Below are 18,017 nucleotides of genomic sequence, written 5' to 3' on the forward strand. Positions count from 1 at the left end.
CTTGCTGAATCCCCCGTGTCACGGCTCCGACACACTTTTGGGCTTATATTTCCGCTGTTGGCCAATCGTCTCCACCGCGCGTTTGCCGGGCTGGGGCACCGAGGAAGCAACGCAGCGGGGGCACCGCTCGCGTGCTGCCCCCTCCCAGCGAAAACAACGAGTAGGAGAAACTATGACAGGCAACTCAGCGCTGATTTTGGCGCTCGTCTGCGGACTCATTGCCGTGGCTTACGGCTTTTGGGCGCGCAGCTGGATTCTTTCCCAGGACGCAGGCAATGCGCGGATGCAGGAAATTGCAGCCGCCATCCAGACCGGTGCCGCCGCCTATCTGGCGCGGCAGTACCGCACCATCGCCATCGTCGGCGTGGTGCTGGCGATCCTGATCGGCTTCTTTCTGGACGGCAAGACGGCCATCGGCTTCGTGGCCGGCGCGCTGCTGTCCGGGGCTTGCGGCTTCATCGGCATGAACGTGTCGGTGCGCGCCAATGTGCGCACCGCGCAGGCGGCCACGCGCGGCATCGGCCCGGCGCTCGACGTCGCGTTTCGCGGCGGCGCAATCACCGGCATGCTGGTGGTGGGCCTGGGTCTGTTGGGCGTCACGGCGTTCTACTGGTTCCTGGCCGGCAACGGCAACCTGACACCGGACCGCCAGTTGTCCACGCTGCTGAACCCGCTGATCGGTTTCGCGTTCGGCGCCTCGCTGATCTCCATCTTTGCGCGGCTCGGCGGCGGCATCTTCACCAAGGGCGCCGACGTCGGCGCCGACCTGGTGGGCAAGGTCGAGGCCGGCATCCCCGAAGATGACCCGCGCAACCCGGCGGTGATTGCCGACAACGTGGGCGACAACGTGGGCGACTGCGCCGGCATGGCGGCCGACCTGTTCGAAACCTACGCGGTGACGCTGATCGCCACCATGGTGCTCGGCTCCCTGCTGGTGGCCGGCGCCGGCACCCATGCCGCGGTGTATCCGCTGGCGCTGGGCGCCGTGTCCATCATCGCCTCCATCATCGGCTGCTTCTTCGTCAAGGCCTCGCCCGGCATGAAGAACGTGATGCCCGCCCTGTACAAGGGTCTGGCCGTGGCCGGTGTGCTGTCGCTGATCGCTTTCTACTTTGTCACGACGTGGCTGATGCCCGACAACGCCATCAGCGCCACCGGCAGCCAGATGAAGCTGTTTGGCGCCTGTGCCGTCGGCCTGGTGCTGACTGCCGCACTGGTGTGGATCACCGAGTACTACACGGGTACCCAGTACGCGCCGGTGCGCCACATCGCGCAAGCCTCCACCACCGGCCACGGCACCAACATCATCGCCGGCCTGGGGGTTTCGATGCGCTCGACCGCCTGGCCGGTGCTGTGTGTCTGCATCGCCATCGGCGTGGCCTACCAGCTGGCCGGCCTGTACGGGATCGCCGTCGCCGCGACGTCGATGCTGAGCATGGCCGGCATCGTGGTGGCGCTGGACGCCTACGGCCCGATCACCGACAACGCCGGCGGCATTGCCGAAATGTCGGAAATGCCCAAGAGCGTGCGCGACATCACCGACCCGCTGGACGCGGTGGGCAACACCACCAAGGCCGTGACCAAGGGCTACGCGATCGGCTCGGCCGGCCTGGCGGCGCTGGTGCTGTTTGCCGACTACACGCACAAACTGGAGAGCTATGGCCACGCCATCAGCTTCGATTTGTCCGATCCGATGGTGATCATCGGCCTGTTCATCGGCGGCCTGATTCCCTACCTGTTCGGTGCCATGGCGATGGAGGCCGTGGGGCGCGCGGCGGGCGCCGTGGTGGTCGAGGTGCGGCGCCAGTTCCGCGACATCAAGGGCATCATGGACGGTTCGGGCAAGCCTGAATACGGCCGCGCGGTGGACATGCTGACTTCGGCCGCCATCAAGGAAATGATGATCCCGAGCCTGCTGCCCGTGGTGGTGCCGATCCTGGTCGGCCTGCTGCTCGGCCCGAAGGCGCTCGGCGGCCTGCTGATGGGCACCATCGTGACCGGCCTGTTCGTGGCCATTTCCATGTGCACCGGCGGCGGTGCCTGGGATAACGCGAAGAAATACATCGAGGACGGCAACTTCGGCGGCAAAGGCTCCGAGGCGCACAAGGCCGCCGTGACCGGCGACACCGTGGGCGACCCCTACAAGGACACGGCCGGCCCGGCGGTGAACCCGCTCATCAAGATCATCAACATCGTGGCACTCCTGATCGTGCCGCTGATGATGCGGCTGCATGGCGGCGAGGTGCCGCAAGCCGCCCTGCCGGCACCCGTCGCGATCACGGCGCCGGCGGCCACGGGCACCGTCGCGGATGCCGCCGCGGCCAAGTCGGACGCGGCCACGCCAGCGCCGGCCAATTCGGCCGCGCTCAAGTGACGCGGCAGTAACTGGCACGCACACCCGCGTTGAAAAGCCCGCAGTAGCGGGCTTTTTTACGGGTCACCGCGGCGCCTCAGAGCAGCGAATCGGGCACGAAAGGCCCGACCAGGAAGTTGTACAACCGCAGCCACGCCGAAGACTCGGGTTCGGAATCGAGGATGATCTCCTTCTCGCCATCCGTGGACAGCCACTGGACGCTGCCCGAGCCCGACGGCGCCAGCCGCACCCGGTAGGCGCTCTGCAGCTTGCTGATGTTGATCACGCGCAGCATCTCGCGCGCCAGCTGCGGACTGTCAACCAGGACGCCCAGCTCCGTGTTTTTGGTGGCGGAGCGCGGGTCCAGATTCATGGAACCGATAAAAACGGTCTTGCGGTCGATCACCGCGATCTTGGCGTGCAGCCGCCCGAAGGAGGAGCCGAACATGCCCAGCCGCACATTGCGGGTGGTGCGCTGCGGGCTGAGCTCGTACAGGTCCACCCCCGCCTTGAGCATGCCCGGGCGGTAATGCGCATAGCCCGTGTAGACCGCCGGCACGTCGTTGGCCGCCAGCGAGTTGGTCAGGATCGTCAGCTTCACGCCGCGCCCGGTCAGGTCTTTAATGGCTTTCATGCCGCGCGGGCCGGGGATCAGGTAGGGCGAGACCACATAGATTTCGCTGGTGGCCTGGCGCATGGCCTTGAGCACGTCCAGCGTCACGCTGGTGGCGAGGGCGTCGGCATCCGTGCGTTTGAGCAGCTTGTCGGGCGGGTCGGCAAAGGCACGGGCAGTGCCCCACAGCAGGCCCATGCGGCCCGCATCCAGTTCCTCGCCGATCGGGCCATAGCCCAGCACGTCGGTCGGCGGCAGCGTCAGCACGGGGGGCGGCGCGGCCATGTCGACCCATTCATCGAAGTCCTGCTGCATCAGCTTGCGATCGCCCGGGGCTTGCACGATGGATTCGATCGACCGCACCTGCTCGCTATTCCAGTAGGTGTCGAAGATCGACGCCAGCTGCGGCACCACCCGTCCCACCATCAGGGCGTCCATGTCCACGAAATTCTGCAGCGGGTCGAGCGTGAAGTAGTTGTCCGCAATGTTGCGCCCCCCGGCAATGGCCATCACGCCATCGGCAATGAACAGCTTGTTGTGCATGCGGTGGTCGAGCCGGGAGATGTCGAACAGCGAAGCCGTGAAGCGGCCCAGGAGTTGCTCTCTGGCGCAGCAAAACGGGTTGAACAGCCGCACCTCGATGTTCGGCGTAGCCGCCAGCGCGAGCAACAGCTGCTGGCTGCCGGCCGTGTACAGGTCATCGACCAGCAGGCGCACACGCACGCCGCGCAGGGCCGCCTTTTTAAGATCGCGCAGCAGCAGCCGGCCGGTCGCGTCATTGTCGAACACGTAATACTGCAGATCGAGCGAGCGCTGGGCGCGCTGCACGAGCTGGATACGCGCGTCGAGCGAATACACCCCCATCGGCAAGAGCCGAAAGCCCGAGTCTTCTCCGGGCGGCGTCGATGCGGCGACGGTTTTGGACAAGACACCGTCAGGGTCCGGCGCCAGGGCCGTGGTGGGCGTGCGCGGCGCCAAAGGAGGCAGCGTGCCGCACCCCCCCAGCAGGGCCAGCAGCACCAGCAGACACAGCTTGCCTACGCCGCCAAAGGAAGGGAAACAGGCCGCGCGGCCGGGGAAAAATGGCCTGGGAGTTCGCATGCCGGTGTTCATTTTGTCGCGCCTGCAGTGAATTGCTGGAATGGTAGCGCAGCGAGGCCAAAGACGGCAAAGACAGGAGCGTCATAGCAGGAGTCGGGGATGCCGACTAGAATGAAACGCACATCTGAAAGGAGTGAGCATGCAGCGTCTGAAATGCCAATGGGTGCCCGCGGCGCTCATGACGCTTGGCCTGTGCAGCTCCGCCGTCGCCGCGCTCGACATCGGCGACGCAGCGCCCAAGTTCACCACGCAGGCCGCGTTCGACGGCAAGGTTTTCAACTACTCGCTGGCGGACGCCCTGGCCAAGGGCCCCGTGGTGCTGTACTTCTTCCCGGCGGCGTTTTCTGTGGACTGCTCGATCGAGGCCCATGCCTTTGCCGAATCCATGGAAAAATTTGCGGCGCTGGGCGCCACGGTCATCGGCGTCTCGGGCGACGACATCACCACCTTGTCCAAATTCTCGCAGCAGGCCTGCCAGAGCCGCTTTCCGGTCGCCTCCGACCCCTCGCAATCCATCATGAAGTCATTCGATGCGGTCATGCAGACCCGGCCGGACTACGCCAACCGGATCTCCTACGTCATCGCGCCCAATGACAAGATCGCGTCGTTCTACCTGAGCCTGAACCCCGACAAGCATGTGGAAAAAATGCTGGCCGCGGTGCGCGAGTTGCCAACTGCCAGCAAGCCTTGACCGACCCGGTACTCAGGCTTTGGCGCGGGCGCGCCGCGCACTCTCCCCCTGCACTACCGCACGCGCATGATTGAAAAGACCCGGTACGCACCCGTACCCAAACTTCTTCCATTGGATAGGATTTCCGCATGACCGACCTTGTTGTCCGCCGGCTGCTCATCGACCTGCAAACCCCGCCCCCGCGCCACTGGTGCGGGGGCGGCACCTTTCGCACGGCGTTCTTCAATGCACTGTCGATGAGTTTCCCGGTGGGGGAGCAGTTTTTCATCGACTCGGTGCGCAACGGCCACAAGGCCCTGCCGGCGCACGAACAGGCCCGGCGCCAGGGCGAGGTACAGGGCTTCATCGGCCAGGAGGCAACGCACCGGCGCATTCACGCGCTGTTCAATGCGCACCTTGAAAAGCAGGGTCTGGTCAATGCCTGGGCGTCGCGCGCCGAGTCGCGCATGAAATTGCTGGAAGGCCTCGACCCGCGCCACCCGCTGGGGATCACCGCGGCCAACGAGCATTTCACCGCCATCCTGGCCGAATGGCTGCTGCGCCACCCCGCCTTGTTCGGCGACGCCGAGCCGCGCCTGAAAACCCTGTGGCTGTGGCACAGCGCCGAAGAATCCGAGCACAAAAGCACGGCCTTCGAGCTGTACCAGGCGCTCGGCGGCACCCAGGAATGGCGTGTCAAATGGATGCGCCGCGTCACCTTCTTCTTCCTGACCGACACCCTGCGCCAGACGCTCAACAACCTGCGCCGCGACGGCACGCTGTGGCGCTGGCGCACGTGGAAGGATGCGGCCAGCTTCCTGTTCGGCCCGGCCGGGCTGGTACGCCAGACCTTCAAGCCCTGGCGCGCCTACTTCAAGCCCGACTTCCATCCCGACCAGCAGCAAAGCGACTTGTCGCAGCGCTGGCTCCAGGCCAACAGCGCCCAATACACCGTTGCCGGCGCACGTGCCAACTGATCCGCCCTGACGGCAAGCCCGCCTCATTGGGGCAGAATTGCGGTCATGCAACTCAACTACATCGCCAACGCCGGCGTCCCCTCCTCGTCCGGCCGCCTGATTTCCGTGATCGACCCGTCCGACGGGCAGCCCTTCGACGAACTCCAGCGCAGCAACGCGCAGGACATCGACGGCGCCGTGCAGGCGGCGCGCCAGTGTCTGGACGCGGTCTGGAGCAAGCTCAGCGCGGCCGAGCGCGGCCGTCTGCTGATGAAACTTTCCGCCAAGGTGGCCGAACACGCCGACGAGCTGACACTGATCGAGCAGCGCGACTGCGGCAAGCCCACCAGACAGGCCCGGGCCGACGCGCTGGCGCTGGTGCGCTACTTCGAGTTTTACGCAGGCGCCTGCGACAAGCTGCACGGCGAGACCCTGCCCTACCAGGAAGGCTACAGCGTCCTCACCTGGCGCGAGCCGCACGGCGTGACCGGCCACATCATCCCGTGGAACTACCCGATGCAGATTTTTGGCCGCAGCGTGGGCGGCGCGCTGGCGGCGGGTAACGTCTGCGTGGTCAAGCCGTCCGAGGACGCCTGCCTGTCGCTGATCCGCGTGGCGCAGCTCGCGGCCGAGGTCGGCTTTCCGGCCGGCGCCATCAACATCGTCACCGGCTACGGCCACGAAGTGGGCGACGCGCTGGCGCGCCACGACGGTATCGACCACATCAGCTTCACCGGCAGCCCCACGGTCGGCACGCTGATCCAGCAGGTGGCGGCGGAGCGGCACTGCCCGGTCACGCTGGAGCTCGGCGGCAAAAGCCCGCAGATCGTCTTTGCCGACGCCGACCTCGATGTGGCCCTGCCCGTAGTCATCAACGCCATCGTGCAGAACGCGGGGCAGACCTGCTCCGCCGGCTCGCGCCTGCTGGTAGACCAGGCCATCTACGAGCCGCTGCTGGAGCGCCTGGGCCGGGCGTTTGCCAACCTGCGCGTCGGCCCGGCCAGCATGGACCTGGACGTCGGCCCACTGATCCGCCAGAGCCAGCTGCAGCGCGTCTGGGATTTCCTCAGTGACGCCCAGGTGGCCAGCATCGCTATGGTGGCGCAGGGCCAGATCGTCGAGGAAGCGCCCGAGACCGGCTACTACCAGGCGCCCACGCTGTTGCGCGACGTGCCGGTGATGCACCGTCTGGCGCAAGAGGAAGTGTTCGGCCCGGTGCTCGCTGCCATGAGCTTCAAGGACGAGGACCACGCCGTGGAACTGGCCAACGCGACCCGCTTCGGGCTGGTCGCGGGCATCTGGACGCGCGACGGTGCGCGCCAGTTCCGCATGGCCAAACGCGTCAGGAGCGGCCAGGTGTTCATCAACAACTACGGCGCCGGCGGCGGTGTCGAACTGCCGTTCGGCGGCGTGAAGTCCTCCGGCTACGGGCGCGAGAAAGGTTTCGAGGCGTTGTATGGGTTTACCACGCTGAAGACCGTGGCGATCCGCCACGGTTGACCGTATATTTTAGTCAAAACACGCTGTAACCCTTGCAATACAAGCGCCAGCAGCTATCAAATCAATAGTAATAGGAGATTCACAGCATGCGCGTCAAAGATAAATCCATCATCGTCACGGGCGCCGGCGGCGGCATTGGCGAGGGCATCGCGAAGCGGCTGGCCGGGGAAGGCGCGCGCGTCATCGTCAACGACATCAACACCGCGCTCGGCGAACAGGTGGTGGACGCCATCCTGCGCGCCGGCGGCAAGGCCTCGTTCTTCGCGGCGGACGTCACGAAGTCCGCCGATGTGAAGGCGCTGGTCGATGCGGCCGTGCAGCGCCACGGCCGGCTCGACGTGATGGTCAACAACGCGGGCTGGACGCACCGCAACCGCCCGGCGCTCGAAGTCAGCGAAGACGAGTTCGACAAGTGTTACGCCGTCAACGTGAAGAGCATCTACCTCGCCACCGTGCATGCCGTGCCGGCGTTTCGCGCCAACAAGGGCGGCAGCTTCATCAACATCGCGTCGACCGCCGGCGTGCGTCCGCGCCCGGGCCTGACCTGGTACAACGGCTCCAAGGGTGCGGTCATCACAACCAGCAAATCGCTGGCCGCCGAGTTCGGCCCCGAGAACATCCGCGTGAACTGCATCAACCCGGTGTTCAACCCCGACACCGGGCTGGCCGCAGAATTCGCGGGCGGGCCGCTCACCGAAGAGCGCAAGGCCAAGTTCCGCGCCACCATTCCGCTCGGGCGCTTTTCCACGGCGCTGGACGTGGCCAACGCCGCGCTGTACCTGGCCAGCGACGAGGCCGCCTTCATCAGCGGCGTGTGCATCGAGGTCGATGGCGCGCGCTGCGTTTAACACCGTGTCGATCAGGGCCTCAGGCGCTGGCGTGCGGGCGGCGCGGCGCACTGGGGCAGAATCCGAGCATGTCTGAACGAGTCATCCCCCTGCTGGACCATCGCACCGCCGCGCTGGCGCCGCCCTCTGGCGCAATCGACCCGCGCACGCCCGCGGCCGTCCACGGCCGGGTGTCGGACCGGCTGGGGCGCCCGCTGCGCGACCTGCGCATCAGCGTGACCGATCGCTGCAACTTCCGCTGCACCTATTGCATGCCCAAGGAGATCTTCGGCAAGGACCACCCCTTCCTGCCGCATGCCTCGCTCTTGACGTTCGAGGAAATCACCCGCATCGCCCGGCTGTTCATCATGCACGGAGTGCAAAAAATCCGCCTCACGGGCGGCGAGCCGCTGCTGCGCAAGAACATCGAGGTCCTGATCGAGCAACTCGCGGCGCTGCGCACCCTGGACGGCAAACCGCTGGACCTGACGCTTACCACCAATGGCTCGATCCTGGCGCGCAAGGCCAAGGCCCTGAAGGCCGCCGGCCTGCAGCGTGTCACGGTCAGCCTGGACGGCATGGACGACGCAGTATTTCGCAGCATGAACGACGTGGACTTTCCGGTGGCCGATGTACTCGCCGGCATCGAGGCGGCGCGCGCGGCCGGCCTGGGCCCGATCAAGGTCAACATGGTGGTCAAGCGCGGCACCAACGAGCAGGAAATCCTGCCGATGGCGCGCCACTTCAGGGGCACCGGCATCGTGCTGCGCTTCATCGAATACATGGACGTGGGCGCCACCAACGGCTGGCGCATGGACGAGGTACTGCCCTCCAGCGCGGTGGTCGAGCTCCTTCGCACCGAACTGCCGCTGGTCCCGCTCGATCCGACCGCGCCGGGTGAGACCGCCGAGCGCTGGGGCTACGCCGACGCCAGCGGCCGGCACGACCCGCAGCTGGGCGAGGTCGGCGTCATCAGCAGCGTCACGCACGCCTTTTGCGGCAGTTGCAACCGCGCGCGCCTGTCCACCGAGGGCAAGCTGTTCCTGTGCCTGTTCGCCTCCCGGGGCTACGATCTGCGCAGCCTGCTGCGCGGCGACGCGACGGACGAAGCGATCGCCGCCACCATCGGGCACATCTGGCAGGGCCGCAGCGACCGCTACTCCGAGCTGCGCAGCACCATGACGCCGGATGCCGCGGGCGGCGCGCGGCACGTCGAGATGAGCTATATCGGTGGCTAAGGGAATGATCGCCCCCTCGGACATCACCGGTCTGGTTCTGGCGGGCGGCCGCGGCTCGCGCATGGGCGGCGTGGACAAGGGCCTGCAAAACTTCAACGGCATGCCGCTGGCGCTGCACACCCTGATGCGGCTGCAAATGCAGACCGGCCACATGATGATCAACGCCAACCGCAACCTCGCCGCCTACGAATCATTCGGCGCGCCCGTGTGGCCCGACGGGCTGGCGGACTACCCCGGGCCGCTGGCCGGGTTTTTGACCGGCCTGGAGCGCTGCGAAACACCCTACCTGGTCACGGTGCCCTGCGACACGCCCCTGTTTCCGCTGGACCTTGTCGCGCGGCTGGCTGAAAGCCTGGAGCGCGAGGATGCCGAGATTGCGATGGCGGCCGGCCGCGACGGCGCCCCACCTGCCGCGGTTCGCACCCAGCCCGTCTTTTGCCTGCTGCGCGTGACGCTGCTGGAGAGCCTGGTGCGGTTCACCCATGGCGGCGGACGAAAGATCGACGCCTGGACCGCGCAGCACAAGACCGTGGTCGTGCCGTTCGATAGGCCCGATGACGATGCGCGGGCCTTCTTCAACGCCAACACATTGGCCGAGCTGCATTCATTAGAAAAATCATGAAAACGCTGGCGCAGATCGCCGCCGAGCTGCAGGGCTATGACCCGCAGGCCTTGACCTCTGCCGACGTCAACCAGTTTCTCGCGCGCCTGGCCCTGCCCGTCGCGGAGCTTGAGGAAGTCGGCATTTTTGATGCACTGGGCCGGGTGCTCGCGCGCGACGTGATCTCGCCCGTCAGCGTGCCGCCGCACGACAACTCGGCGATGGACGGCTATGCCTTCGACGGTGCCCAGTTGTCGGCCGACACGCCACTGGTGTTGACCGTTGTAGGCACGGCACTGGCCGGCAAGGCCTGGCAGGGCAGCGTGAAGGCCGGCGAGTGTCTGAAGATCATGACCGGCGCCATCTTGCCGACCGGGCTCGATACGGTGGTGCCGCAGGAATTTGCGCAGATCGAAGGAGACCGCATCACCATCCCGCCCAGGCTGCTGGCGCCCGGTGACAACCGCCGCTTCAAGGGCGAAGACCTGCTGCAGGGCCAGCCGGCGCTACAAAAAGGCGAGCTGCTTGCGCCCGCTGCGCTTGGTCTGGTGGCCAGTTTGGGCATCAAAACCGTGCCGGTCTACCGGCGGCTGCGCGTGGCCTATTTCTCCACCGGCGACGAGATTTTGAGCCTGGGCGAGGCGCCGCGCGAAGGCGCGGTGTACGACAGCAACCGCTACACGGTGTTCGGCCTGCTCTCGCGCCTGGGCTGCGAGGTAATCGACCTGGGCGTGGTGCGCGACGATCCGGCCTTGCTGGAGGCCGCGTTCACGCAGGCGGCGCGGCAGGCCGACGCCATCATCACCAGCGGAGGCGTCAGCGTGGGCGAGGCCGACTACACCCGCGCGATGATGAAAAAGCTCGGCGACGTGGCTTTCTGGCGCATCGCCATGCGGCCGGGTCGGCCCATGGCGGTCGGGCGCATCGGTGCATCGGTGCTGTTTGGCTTACCAGGCAACCCGGTGGCCGTGATGGTGACTTTTCTCGCTTTCGTGCGCCCCGCCCTGCTGCGCATGATGGGCTGCACGGCGAATGCACCGCCGCTGCTCAAGGCGCGCAGCGCGGAGGCGATCCGCAAGAAACCCGGGCGCACCGAATACCAGCGCGGCATCGTGAGCACCGCGCCCGACGGCTCGCTGCAGGTCCGCACCACCGGCAACCAGGGCTCGGGCGTGCTGAGCTCCATGGTGCAGGCCAACGGCCTGATCGTGCTGCACCACGCGCAGGGCAACGTGGCCGCGGGCGATGCCGTCGACGTGATGATGTTCGACGGCGCCATGTAGATTCAACGCCATGAAATTACCCGGCAGGGCTTTGGTCCTCTTTTCGGGCGGACAGGATTCGACGACCTGCCTGGCCTGGGCACTGGACCGCTATGCGCATGTGGAAACGGTCGGCTTCGACTACGGGCAGCGCCATCGCATCGAACTCGATGCGCGGCTGCATGTTCTGGCAGCGCTGAGAACCCAGTATCCCCAGTGGTCAGGCCGGCTTGGCGAGGACCATGTTCTGAGCCTCGACATCCTGGGCCAGATCAGCGACACCTCGCTGACCAAGGACATCGAATTCGAGCTGACCGAGTCCGGCCTGCCCAACACCTTCGTGCCCGGCCGCAACCTGCTCTTTCTCACGCTGGCCGCGGCGCTCGGGTACCGGCGCAACCTCGATGTGGTCGTCGGCGGGATGTGCGAAACCGACTTTTCCGGCTACCCCGACTGCCGCGACGACACCATCAAGGCGCAGCAGATCGCGGTATCGCTGGGCATGGGGCGGCGCTTCACGTTCGAGACGCCCCTCATGTGGCTCGACAAGGCCCGGACCTGGGCGCTGGCCCATGAACTCGGCGGCCAGGCGCTGGTCGACATCGTGCTGAACGAGTCGCACACCTGCTACCAGGGGGTGCGCGACACGCTCCACGCCTGGGGCTATGGCTGCGGCACCTGCCCCGCCTGCGAACTACGGAAAAACGGCTACGCGCGCTGGCGGGCGGACAAGCCCGCATGATGCAGCCGATGCACCGGACCGCGACCTGGCACCGACACTAACACCGGCTTAACGCCGACCGAGTGCGCGCTCCACGCCGCGGTTCGCCAGCGCATCGGCGCGCTCGTTGCCGGGATCGCCCGCATGGCCCTTCACCCAGCGCCACTCGATCGCATGGCCCGCGCCCGACACCAGCGCGTCCAGCCGCTGCCACAGATCGACGTTTTTTACGGGCTGCCTGGCGGCGGTGCGCCAGCCGCGCGCCTTCCAGCCCGCAATCCACTCTGTGATGCCCTTGCGCACGTATTCGCTGTCCAGGTACAGCGTGACACGGCAGGGCCGCTTGAGCGCGGCCAGCGCCTCGATCACCGCTGTCAGTTCCATGCGGTTGTTGGTGGTGTCCAGCTCGCCGTCGAACAGCTCTTTCTCGGTGCTGCCCGATTTCAGCCACACGCCCCAGCCGCCGGGGCCCGGATTGCCTTTGCAGGCGCCATCGGTATAAATTTCAACGTGATTCAATACGACGCTCGATTATTGGTTATTGTGGCTCTCGGCCCTTGTCTTACCTGCGCGGTTAGCTATTGAAACAGGAGCAGCGGCAACGCTTCGGGGGGCCTTCCAGGCGGGACTCAGCAGCCTCATCCCATGCACCCGCTTGACCGCCACCAGAAAATAAACCGCCCCGAATATAGGCCACCAGTGGTCGCCGGCCCAGTCCATCCACTCGAACCGGCCCAGCCATTTCTCGCTGCGCACGGCCGGCCGATAGCAGCCGAAGTCGCCGGCCTCGACCTCGAAGTTCAGCAGGCGCAGCCAGTCGCGCAGACGCCAGTAGCCGATGAACTCGCCGGCCGTGGGCAAAAACGGCGCCCCCCAACCCAGCCGCTGATACACCTGCGCACGGCGCTGGCGCAGGCCCCACAGGCTGGCCGGGTTCAGGCCACTGATCACGACCCGGCCTTCGGGTACCAGCACGCGCCCGACTTCGCGCAGCGTGGCGTGCGGGTCGGCGCCCAGCTCCAGCGCATGCGGCAGCACCACCAGGTCCAGGCTGTTTTCCGCAAACGGCAGGGCCGCAAAGTCGGTGATCAGGGCCGCCCGATGCGGCGCCGGGGCAGCGCCGCCGGCCGCCGCCACAGGCTCGCCGGTGGCCAGCCAGCGGTGCGGCATGCGGTTGGCCTGCAGCGCATCGAGCTCGGGCAGCCCCAGCTGCAGCGCGTGATAGCCAAAGATGTCGGCCACCGTGCGGTCGAATTGCGCGCGCTCCCACGCCAGCAAATAACGGCCGGGGGGGGTTTCAAACCACTCGTGCAAACTTATAATGTGCCCACTCATGAAGTTAACGCCGCTGCCTGCCGCCATCGATACTGCCCTGCCAATGATGCCTGATCGGGATCGGGCAACGGTTGTCGGCCCGCGGCGGCGCACCGACTATGCGGCTTGTGTCCGGCATCGTGCAGCGAGACCGCTTGCGGCTGGTTGCGATTCTAGTCACCCATCATCACCCCGGCCGCGACCGGGCGTGCCTCGCGCCATCACGGGCTACCCGGTGCCCGTGTTTGCCGCTCCTCGACCATGGGAAACCCCGCTCCGATGAAACTCATTCAAATCCTGTGCATCACCGGCCTGCTCTGGCTCACCGGTTGTGCCAGCACCACCACCACATCCTCCTCATCCTCCATCAACCCCGCCACCGGCTTATCCACTTCCAGTGCAGCATCTCGCGATGCTGGCGCTTTGCAGCCCATCACGGCGGCACAGGCCGCCTCCCGGGCGGTCGCGCAACTGCAGCCGCCGGCTGACTTGTGGGAGCGCATCCGGCGCGGTTTTGCGATGCCCAACCTCGACAATGACATGGTGCATGAGCGCGAGCAGTACTACGCCGCGCGGCCCGACTACATCCTGCGCATGACCGAGCGCTCGCGCAAGTACATGTTCCACATCGTCGAAGAACTCGAGCGGCGCAACATGCCGTCCGAACTGGCGCTGCTGCCCTTCGTCGAGAGCGCCTTCAACCCGCAGGCGGTCTCCAGTGCCAAGGCTGCCGGCATGTGGCAATTCATGCCCGCCACGGGCAAGCACTTCGAGCTCAAGCAAAACGTGTTCCGCGACGATCGCCGCGACGTGCTGGCGTCGACCCGGGCAGCGCTGGACTACCTGCAAAAGCTGCACGACATGTTCGGTGACTGGCAACTCGCGCTGGCGGCCTATAACTGGGGCGAAGGCAACGTGGCGCGCGCCATCGCCAAAAACCAGAATGCCGGCCTGGGCACCAGCTACTCGGACCTCAGCATGCCGATGGAGACGCGCCTGTACGTGCCCAAACTGCAGGCACTCAAGGACATCGTGGCCGATCCGCAAAAGTTCAATACATCGCTGCCCGATATCGGCAACCACCCGTACTTCCAGAAGGTCGACATCGCGCGCGATATCGACGTGACGCTCGCCGCCAGGCTGGCCGAGGTCCGGGTCGAAGACTTCAAGGCGCTGAATCCTTCTGCCAACCGGCCCGTCATTCTGGCCGCGGGCACGCCGCAGATTTTGCTGCCCTGGGACAACGCCGCCATCTTCAAACGCAACCTGCAGGCCTACAGCTCCGGTCAGCTGGCGAGCTGGACCGCCTGGACCACCTCCACCACCATGAAGGCGTCGGAGGCGGCCAGGCGCGCCGGCATGGACGAGAGTGAGTTCCGCAGCATCAACCACATCCCGCCCAAGATGATGATCAAGGTCGGCTCCACGCTGCTGGTGCCGCGCTCGGAGCGCGTCGAGAACGACGTGACGGAACACGTTGCCGACAATGGCCAGCTGGCCCTGGCGCCGGAGCCGCCGCCCATCACGCTGCACCGCACCCTGGTCAAGGCACGCCGGGGCGACACCCTGGCATCGCTCGCGGGGCGTTATGGCCAGAGCGCGGCGAGCGTTGCCGGCTGGAACCGGATGAGCGCCTTTGCGCCGCTCAAGGCCGGGCAACACCTGGTGGTGTATTTGCCGATGAAGGCGCGGCCCGCGGGCACCCTGACGGCCCATGCGCGCACGCGCTCCGGCGGCAGGACGTCCGTGGCCGTGGCCAGCACGCGCGCGCGCCCCGAGGCCAAGGTGGTGGCAAGCGCACACAGCCGGCCTTCGGGTGTCAAAATGGCGGCGCGCGCACCCGCCAAATCGGCCCAGCGGGTTGCCAAATCGGCCCCTCAGCGGGCGTCGCGCGATACCGTGGTGGCGAGCCGGACCCGTTAAAAGAAACGGGGGCCAGCCCTTGAGGGACGGGCACGCTCCGCTATTTTTTTGATAGTGGCGCTATAACTTCTCGGTCTCGCCCGGGCTGGGCTGCCACTTCATGAGTTTGCGCTCGACCCGGCCCACAATGCCGTCGAGCACCAGCGCAAACACCGTGAGCACCACGATGCCGGCAAACACGGTGTTGACGTCGAACGTGCCCTCGGCCTGCAGGATCAGGTAGCCGACGCCGCGCGCCGAGCCCAGGTACTCCCCCACCACGGCGCCGACGAAGGCCAGTCCCACGGACGTGTGCAGGCTGGAGAACACCCAGCTCGTGGCGCTGGGCAGGTACACCGTGCGCAGCAGCTGGCGCTGGTTGGCGCCCAGCATGCGGGCGTTGGCCAGCACCACCGGGCTGACCTCCTTGACGCCCTGGAACACGTTGAAGAACACGATGAAAAACACCAAGGTCACGGCCAGCGCCACCTTGCTCCAGATCCCCAGACCAAACCACATCGCAAAGATCGGCGCCAGAATCACGCGCGGCATCGAATTGGCGGCCTTGATGTAGGGGTCCAGGATGGCGCTCGCGGTGGGCGCCAACGCCAGCCACAGGCCGCAGGCCAGGCCCATGCCGGTGCCGATGCCAAAGGCCAGAACGGTCTCGATCAGCGTGGTGTACAAGTGGCGGTAGATGTCGGCATTGCCGGGCACGCCGTCGGGGAACAGCGCGCTGGCGCCAAAGCCGAACGGCATGAACCACGACCATATCTTTCCAGCCACCTGCACCGGGTCGCCCAGGAAAAAGGCCAGCTGCGGGTTGCGCGAGGCCAGCTGCCACGCGGCCAGCATGACGAGCAGCGCGCCGACCTGCCAGGCACGCAGATTGTGCTCGCCGGGTTTGAGCATCTGCACCAGACTTTTCATGCTTCAGGCCGCCTTCCTGAGCTGCTGCGCGTAGCCCTTGAGCACTTCGTCGCGCAGCACGCCCCAGATCTGGCTGTGCAGTTCGATGAAGCGCGGCTGCGTGCGCACCTCGGCCACATCGCGCGGGCGAGGCAGATCGATCTCGAACTCGCCCATCGGATGCGTGGCCGGCCCCGCCGACAGGACCACCACGCGGTCGCTCATGGCGATGGCCTCGTCCAGATCGTGCGTGATGAAGAGCACCGCCTTCTTCTTCGCCGCCCAGAGCTCGAGCACTTCGTTTTCCATGAGCTGGCGCGTCTGGATGTCGAGCGCGCTGAACGGCTCGTCCATCAGGATGATGTCGGGGTCGAGCGCCAGCACCTGGGCCAGCGCCGTGCGCTTGCGCATGCCGCCCGAGAGCTGGTGCGGGTAGCGCTCGCCGAACTCGCCCAGCCCCACGCGCTGCAGCCACGCCTGTGCCTGGCGTCTGGCCTCGGCGTCCGGCACGCCGCGGTATTGCAGGCCCACCATGACGTTGTCGATGGCGCTGCGCCAGGGCATCAGCGCCTCGGACTGGAACATGTAGCCCGCGCGGGTATTGATGCCCGCCAGCGGCTCCCCAAACACCTGCACCGTGCCCGAGGACGGCGCCAGCAGGCCCGCGCCCACGTTGAGCAGCGTGGATTTGCCGCAGCCGGTGGGTCCCACCACCGAGACGAACTCGCTGGCGCGAATGCGCAGCGTGGTGTTGGCGACGGCCGTGTAGCCATGTTCCTGCGGTTGTTTGGGATCCTGCGGCGACTTGAAAGTGCAGGTGACGTCGAGAAATTCGAGGGCGAAGTCAGGCATAGCCGCGTATTGTGTCATTGCCCACTCGCGCGGCCATCGCCGATCGGCACGGCCGCCCTGCGCGATGGTGTGGCGTCAATAAATTCCGGCTGCGGGAAAGCTCAGGCTTTGAAGCGATCTTTGGCTTTGAGCGCAAAGCTGTTCGTGTAGATTTTTCGCAGGTCGATCCTGTTGGCCTTGATGGACGGGTCAAAACTCGACAGCGCCCGCAGCGCAGTTCTAGGGCCCTCATCGGGGACGATGCCGTCGGGCGAAATCGCCTCGCGCACCTTGTTGAACGAGGCCAGGTACAGCGCACGGTCACCCAGCAAATAGGCTTCCGGCACGGTCTTGATGATGTCGCCCGGGCCGGCGGTCTGCAGCCATTTCAGGCCATGCACAATGGCATTGGCCAGCGCCTGGCAGGTGTTCGGGTTTTTCTGGATGAATTCGGCGGACGCATACAGGCAGCCCGCCGGCATCGGGCCGCCAAACACGTCCAAAGTACCCTTGAGCGTGCGCGTATCGGAGATGATCCGGACCTCGTTCTTTTGCTCCAGCATGGTCATCACCGGGTCGGTGTTGCTCATGGCGTCGATCTGGCCGGTGCGCATCGCGGTCAGCGCAGCGCCGGCCGTGCCGACGCCGATGTAGCTGACGTCCGTGGGCTTGATGCCGGCGCGCGAGAGCACCAGATTCGCCACCATGTTGGTCGAGGAGCCCGGCGCCGACACGCCGATCTTCTTGCCCTTGAGGTCGGCCAGGGTCTTGTAGTTGGGCATGTTCTTCGTGGACACGCCAATTGCGATTTGCGGGGCGCGGCCCTGCAGCACGAAGGCCGTGTAGTACTGACCCTTGCTTTGCAGCGCAATGGTGTGCTCGAACGCGCCGGAACACACGTCGGCCGAGCCGCCAACCACGGCCTGCAAGGCCTTGGCGCCGCCGGCAAAGTCGCTGATCTCCACATCCAGGCCCTCGGCCTTGAAGTAGCCCAACTGTTCGGCGATGGTCAGCGGCAGGTAGTAAAACGCCGCCTTGCCGCCCACGGCGATCGCCAGCTTGGGCTTTTCCAGATTCGGCTGGGCGCGCAGCGCGGGCACGGCCAGGGTGGCAGCGGCCGCGGTGGCCAGGGTACCGAGTTTGCGACGATTAAGCGTAAAGTTTTCCATTGTGATTTCTCTCTTCTTGAACTGGGATCAGCATAGGCAGGCGCGAAAAA

Annotated in this window: 16 protein-coding genes; 10 read left to right on the top strand and 6 right to left on the bottom strand. The window is 66.2% G+C overall.

The window, feature by feature from the left end:
* The first annotated feature begins 172 nt into the window (after positions 1 to 172).
* Entirely contained in the window at positions 173 to 2,374 is a 2,202-nt protein-coding gene (locus tag B0E49_RS09785) for a sodium-translocating pyrophosphatase (RefSeq protein ID WP_077562006.1), read from the top strand.
* Positions 2,375 to 2,450: 76 nt separating this feature from the next.
* Here B0E49_RS09785 and B0E49_RS09790 read toward each other — a convergent pair whose 3' ends face one another.
* Entirely contained in the window at positions 2,451 to 4,079 is a 1,629-nt protein-coding gene (locus tag B0E49_RS09790) for a phospholipase D family protein (RefSeq protein ID WP_286137910.1), read from the bottom strand.
* Between the two features lie 127 nt (positions 4,080 to 4,206).
* Between B0E49_RS09790 and B0E49_RS09795 the strand changes: the two genes are divergently transcribed.
* The 8 genes from B0E49_RS09795 (at position 4,207) to queC (ending at position 11,863) form a co-directional block, all read left to right on the top strand.
* Complete coding sequence (locus B0E49_RS09795) at positions 4,207 to 4,758, top strand: peroxiredoxin (protein WP_077562007.1); 552 nt, start codon at positions 4,207 to 4,209, stop codon at positions 4,756 to 4,758.
* A 128-nt stretch (positions 4,759 to 4,886) separates the two neighbouring features.
* A complete protein-coding gene (locus B0E49_RS09800; RefSeq protein WP_077562008.1) occupies positions 4,887 to 5,714 on the top strand; it encodes a metal-dependent hydrolase in 828 nt (275 codons plus the stop codon).
* Positions 5,715 to 5,759: 45 nt separating this feature from the next.
* A complete protein-coding gene (locus B0E49_RS09805; RefSeq protein ID WP_077562009.1) occupies positions 5,760 to 7,193 on the top strand; it encodes an aldehyde dehydrogenase family protein in 1,434 nt (477 codons plus the stop codon).
* A gap of 86 nt (positions 7,194 to 7,279) precedes the next feature.
* Positions 7,280 to 8,041 carry an SDR family oxidoreductase gene (locus B0E49_RS09810; protein ID WP_077562010.1) on the top strand — a complete coding sequence of 254 codons (762 nt, stop codon included), beginning with the start codon at positions 7,280 to 7,282 and terminating at the stop codon, positions 8,039 to 8,041.
* A gap of 68 nt (positions 8,042 to 8,109) precedes the next feature.
* Entirely contained in the window at positions 8,110 to 9,258 is a 1,149-nt protein-coding gene (moaA, locus tag B0E49_RS09815) for a GTP 3',8-cyclase MoaA (RefSeq protein ID WP_077562011.1), read from the top strand.
* A gap of 4 nt (positions 9,259 to 9,262) precedes the next feature.
* Positions 9,263 to 9,880 (top strand): molybdenum cofactor guanylyltransferase MobA, encoded by a 618-nt coding sequence (mobA, locus tag B0E49_RS09820; RefSeq protein ID WP_077562012.1) that lies wholly within the window; start codon positions 9,263 to 9,265, stop codon positions 9,878 to 9,880.
* The gene (gene moeA / locus B0E49_RS09825; protein ID WP_077562013.1) at positions 9,877 to 11,142 is read left to right on the top strand and encodes a molybdopterin molybdotransferase MoeA; all 1,266 of its coding nucleotides are present in this window, start codon (positions 9,877 to 9,879) and stop codon (positions 11,140 to 11,142) included. The genes mobA and moeA overlap by 4 nt, the downstream gene beginning before the upstream one ends.
* Positions 11,143 to 11,152: 10 nt before the next feature.
* Positions 11,153 to 11,863, top strand: coding sequence for a 7-cyano-7-deazaguanine synthase QueC (gene queC / locus B0E49_RS09830; RefSeq protein WP_077562014.1), 711 nt, complete (start codon positions 11,153 to 11,155; stop codon positions 11,861 to 11,863).
* Between the two features lie 48 nt (positions 11,864 to 11,911).
* On the opposite strand, the gene rnhA is transcribed toward queC, so the two are convergent.
* Both rnhA and B0E49_RS09840 read right to left on the bottom strand, forming a co-directional pair.
* Positions 11,912 to 12,361: a ribonuclease HI gene (gene rnhA, locus B0E49_RS09835; protein ID WP_077562015.1), complete on the bottom strand. Its 450-nt coding sequence runs from the start codon at positions 12,359 to 12,361 to the stop codon at positions 11,912 to 11,914.
* A gap of 12 nt (positions 12,362 to 12,373) precedes the next feature.
* Complete coding sequence (locus B0E49_RS09840; RefSeq protein ID WP_174571086.1) at positions 12,374 to 13,177, bottom strand: class I SAM-dependent methyltransferase; 804 nt, start codon at positions 13,175 to 13,177, stop codon at positions 12,374 to 12,376.
* A 258-nt stretch (positions 13,178 to 13,435) separates the two neighbouring features.
* On the opposite strand from B0E49_RS09840, the gene B0E49_RS09845 reads away from it, so the two are divergent.
* Positions 13,436 to 15,079 (top strand): transglycosylase SLT domain-containing protein, encoded by a 1,644-nt coding sequence (locus B0E49_RS09845; RefSeq protein WP_077562017.1) that lies wholly within the window; start codon positions 13,436 to 13,438, stop codon positions 15,077 to 15,079.
* A 60-nt stretch (positions 15,080 to 15,139) separates the two neighbouring features.
* Here the strand turns inward: B0E49_RS09845 and B0E49_RS09850 are convergent, their stop codons facing one another.
* The 3 genes from B0E49_RS09850 to B0E49_RS09860 all read right to left on the bottom strand — a co-directional run bounded on the left by B0E49_RS09850 (position 15,140) and on the right by B0E49_RS09860 (position 17,967).
* Positions 15,140 to 15,988: an ABC transporter permease gene (locus tag B0E49_RS09850; protein ID WP_502688702.1), complete on the bottom strand. Its 849-nt coding sequence runs from the start codon at positions 15,986 to 15,988 to the stop codon at positions 15,140 to 15,142.
* Positions 15,989 to 15,991: 3 nt separating this feature from the next.
* Positions 15,992 to 16,819 (bottom strand): ABC transporter ATP-binding protein, encoded by an 828-nt coding sequence (locus tag B0E49_RS09855; RefSeq protein WP_077562018.1) that lies wholly within the window; start codon positions 16,817 to 16,819, stop codon positions 15,992 to 15,994.
* Positions 16,820 to 16,920: 101 nt separating this feature from the next.
* Positions 16,921 to 17,967: an ABC transporter substrate-binding protein gene (locus B0E49_RS09860; RefSeq protein ID WP_077562019.1), complete on the bottom strand. Its 1,047-nt coding sequence runs from the start codon at positions 17,965 to 17,967 to the stop codon at positions 16,921 to 16,923.
* Between the last annotated feature and the right edge of the window lie 50 nt (positions 17,968 to 18,017).

This window comes from Polaromonas sp. C04 (assembly GCF_002002705.1).
Lineage (GTDB): Bacteria > Pseudomonadota > Gammaproteobacteria > Burkholderiales > Burkholderiaceae_C > Rhodoferax_A.

Coding starts and splice junctions, on each gene's coding strand:
- B0E49_RS09790 (WP_286137910.1), bottom strand. CDS start 4,079: ATGAACACCGGCATGCGAACTCCCAGGCCATTTTTCCCCGGCCGCGCG.
- queC (WP_077562014.1), top strand. CDS start 11,153: ATGAAATTACCCGGCAGGGCTTTGGTCCTCTTTTCGGGCGGACAGGAT.
- moaA (WP_077562011.1), top strand. CDS start 8,110: ATGTCTGAACGAGTCATCCCCCTGCTGGACCATCGCACCGCCGCGCTG.
- B0E49_RS09860 (WP_077562019.1), bottom strand. CDS start 17,967: ATGGAAAACTTTACGCTTAATCGTCGCAAACTCGGTACCCTGGCCACC.
- B0E49_RS09845 (WP_077562017.1), top strand. CDS start 13,436: ATGAAACTCATTCAAATCCTGTGCATCACCGGCCTGCTCTGGCTCACC.
- B0E49_RS09800 (WP_077562008.1), top strand. CDS start 4,887: ATGACCGACCTTGTTGTCCGCCGGCTGCTCATCGACCTGCAAACCCCG.
- B0E49_RS09810 (WP_077562010.1), top strand. CDS start 7,280: ATGCGCGTCAAAGATAAATCCATCATCGTCACGGGCGCCGGCGGCGGC.
- moeA (WP_077562013.1), top strand. CDS start 9,877: ATGAAAACGCTGGCGCAGATCGCCGCCGAGCTGCAGGGCTATGACCCG.
- mobA (WP_077562012.1), top strand. CDS start 9,263: ATGATCGCCCCCTCGGACATCACCGGTCTGGTTCTGGCGGGCGGCCGC.
- B0E49_RS09855 (WP_077562018.1), bottom strand. CDS start 16,819: ATGCCTGACTTCGCCCTCGAATTTCTCGACGTCACCTGCACTTTCAAG.
- B0E49_RS09850 (WP_502688702.1), bottom strand. CDS start 15,988: ATGAAAAGTCTGGTGCAGATGCTCAAACCCGGCGAGCACAATCTGCGT.
- B0E49_RS09805 (WP_077562009.1), top strand. CDS start 5,760: ATGCAACTCAACTACATCGCCAACGCCGGCGTCCCCTCCTCGTCCGGC.
- B0E49_RS09785 (WP_077562006.1), top strand. CDS start 173: ATGACAGGCAACTCAGCGCTGATTTTGGCGCTCGTCTGCGGACTCATT.
- B0E49_RS09840 (WP_174571086.1), bottom strand. CDS start 13,177: ATGAGTGGGCACATTATAAGTTTGCACGAGTGGTTTGAAACCCCCCCC.
- B0E49_RS09795 (WP_077562007.1), top strand. CDS start 4,207: ATGCAGCGTCTGAAATGCCAATGGGTGCCCGCGGCGCTCATGACGCTT.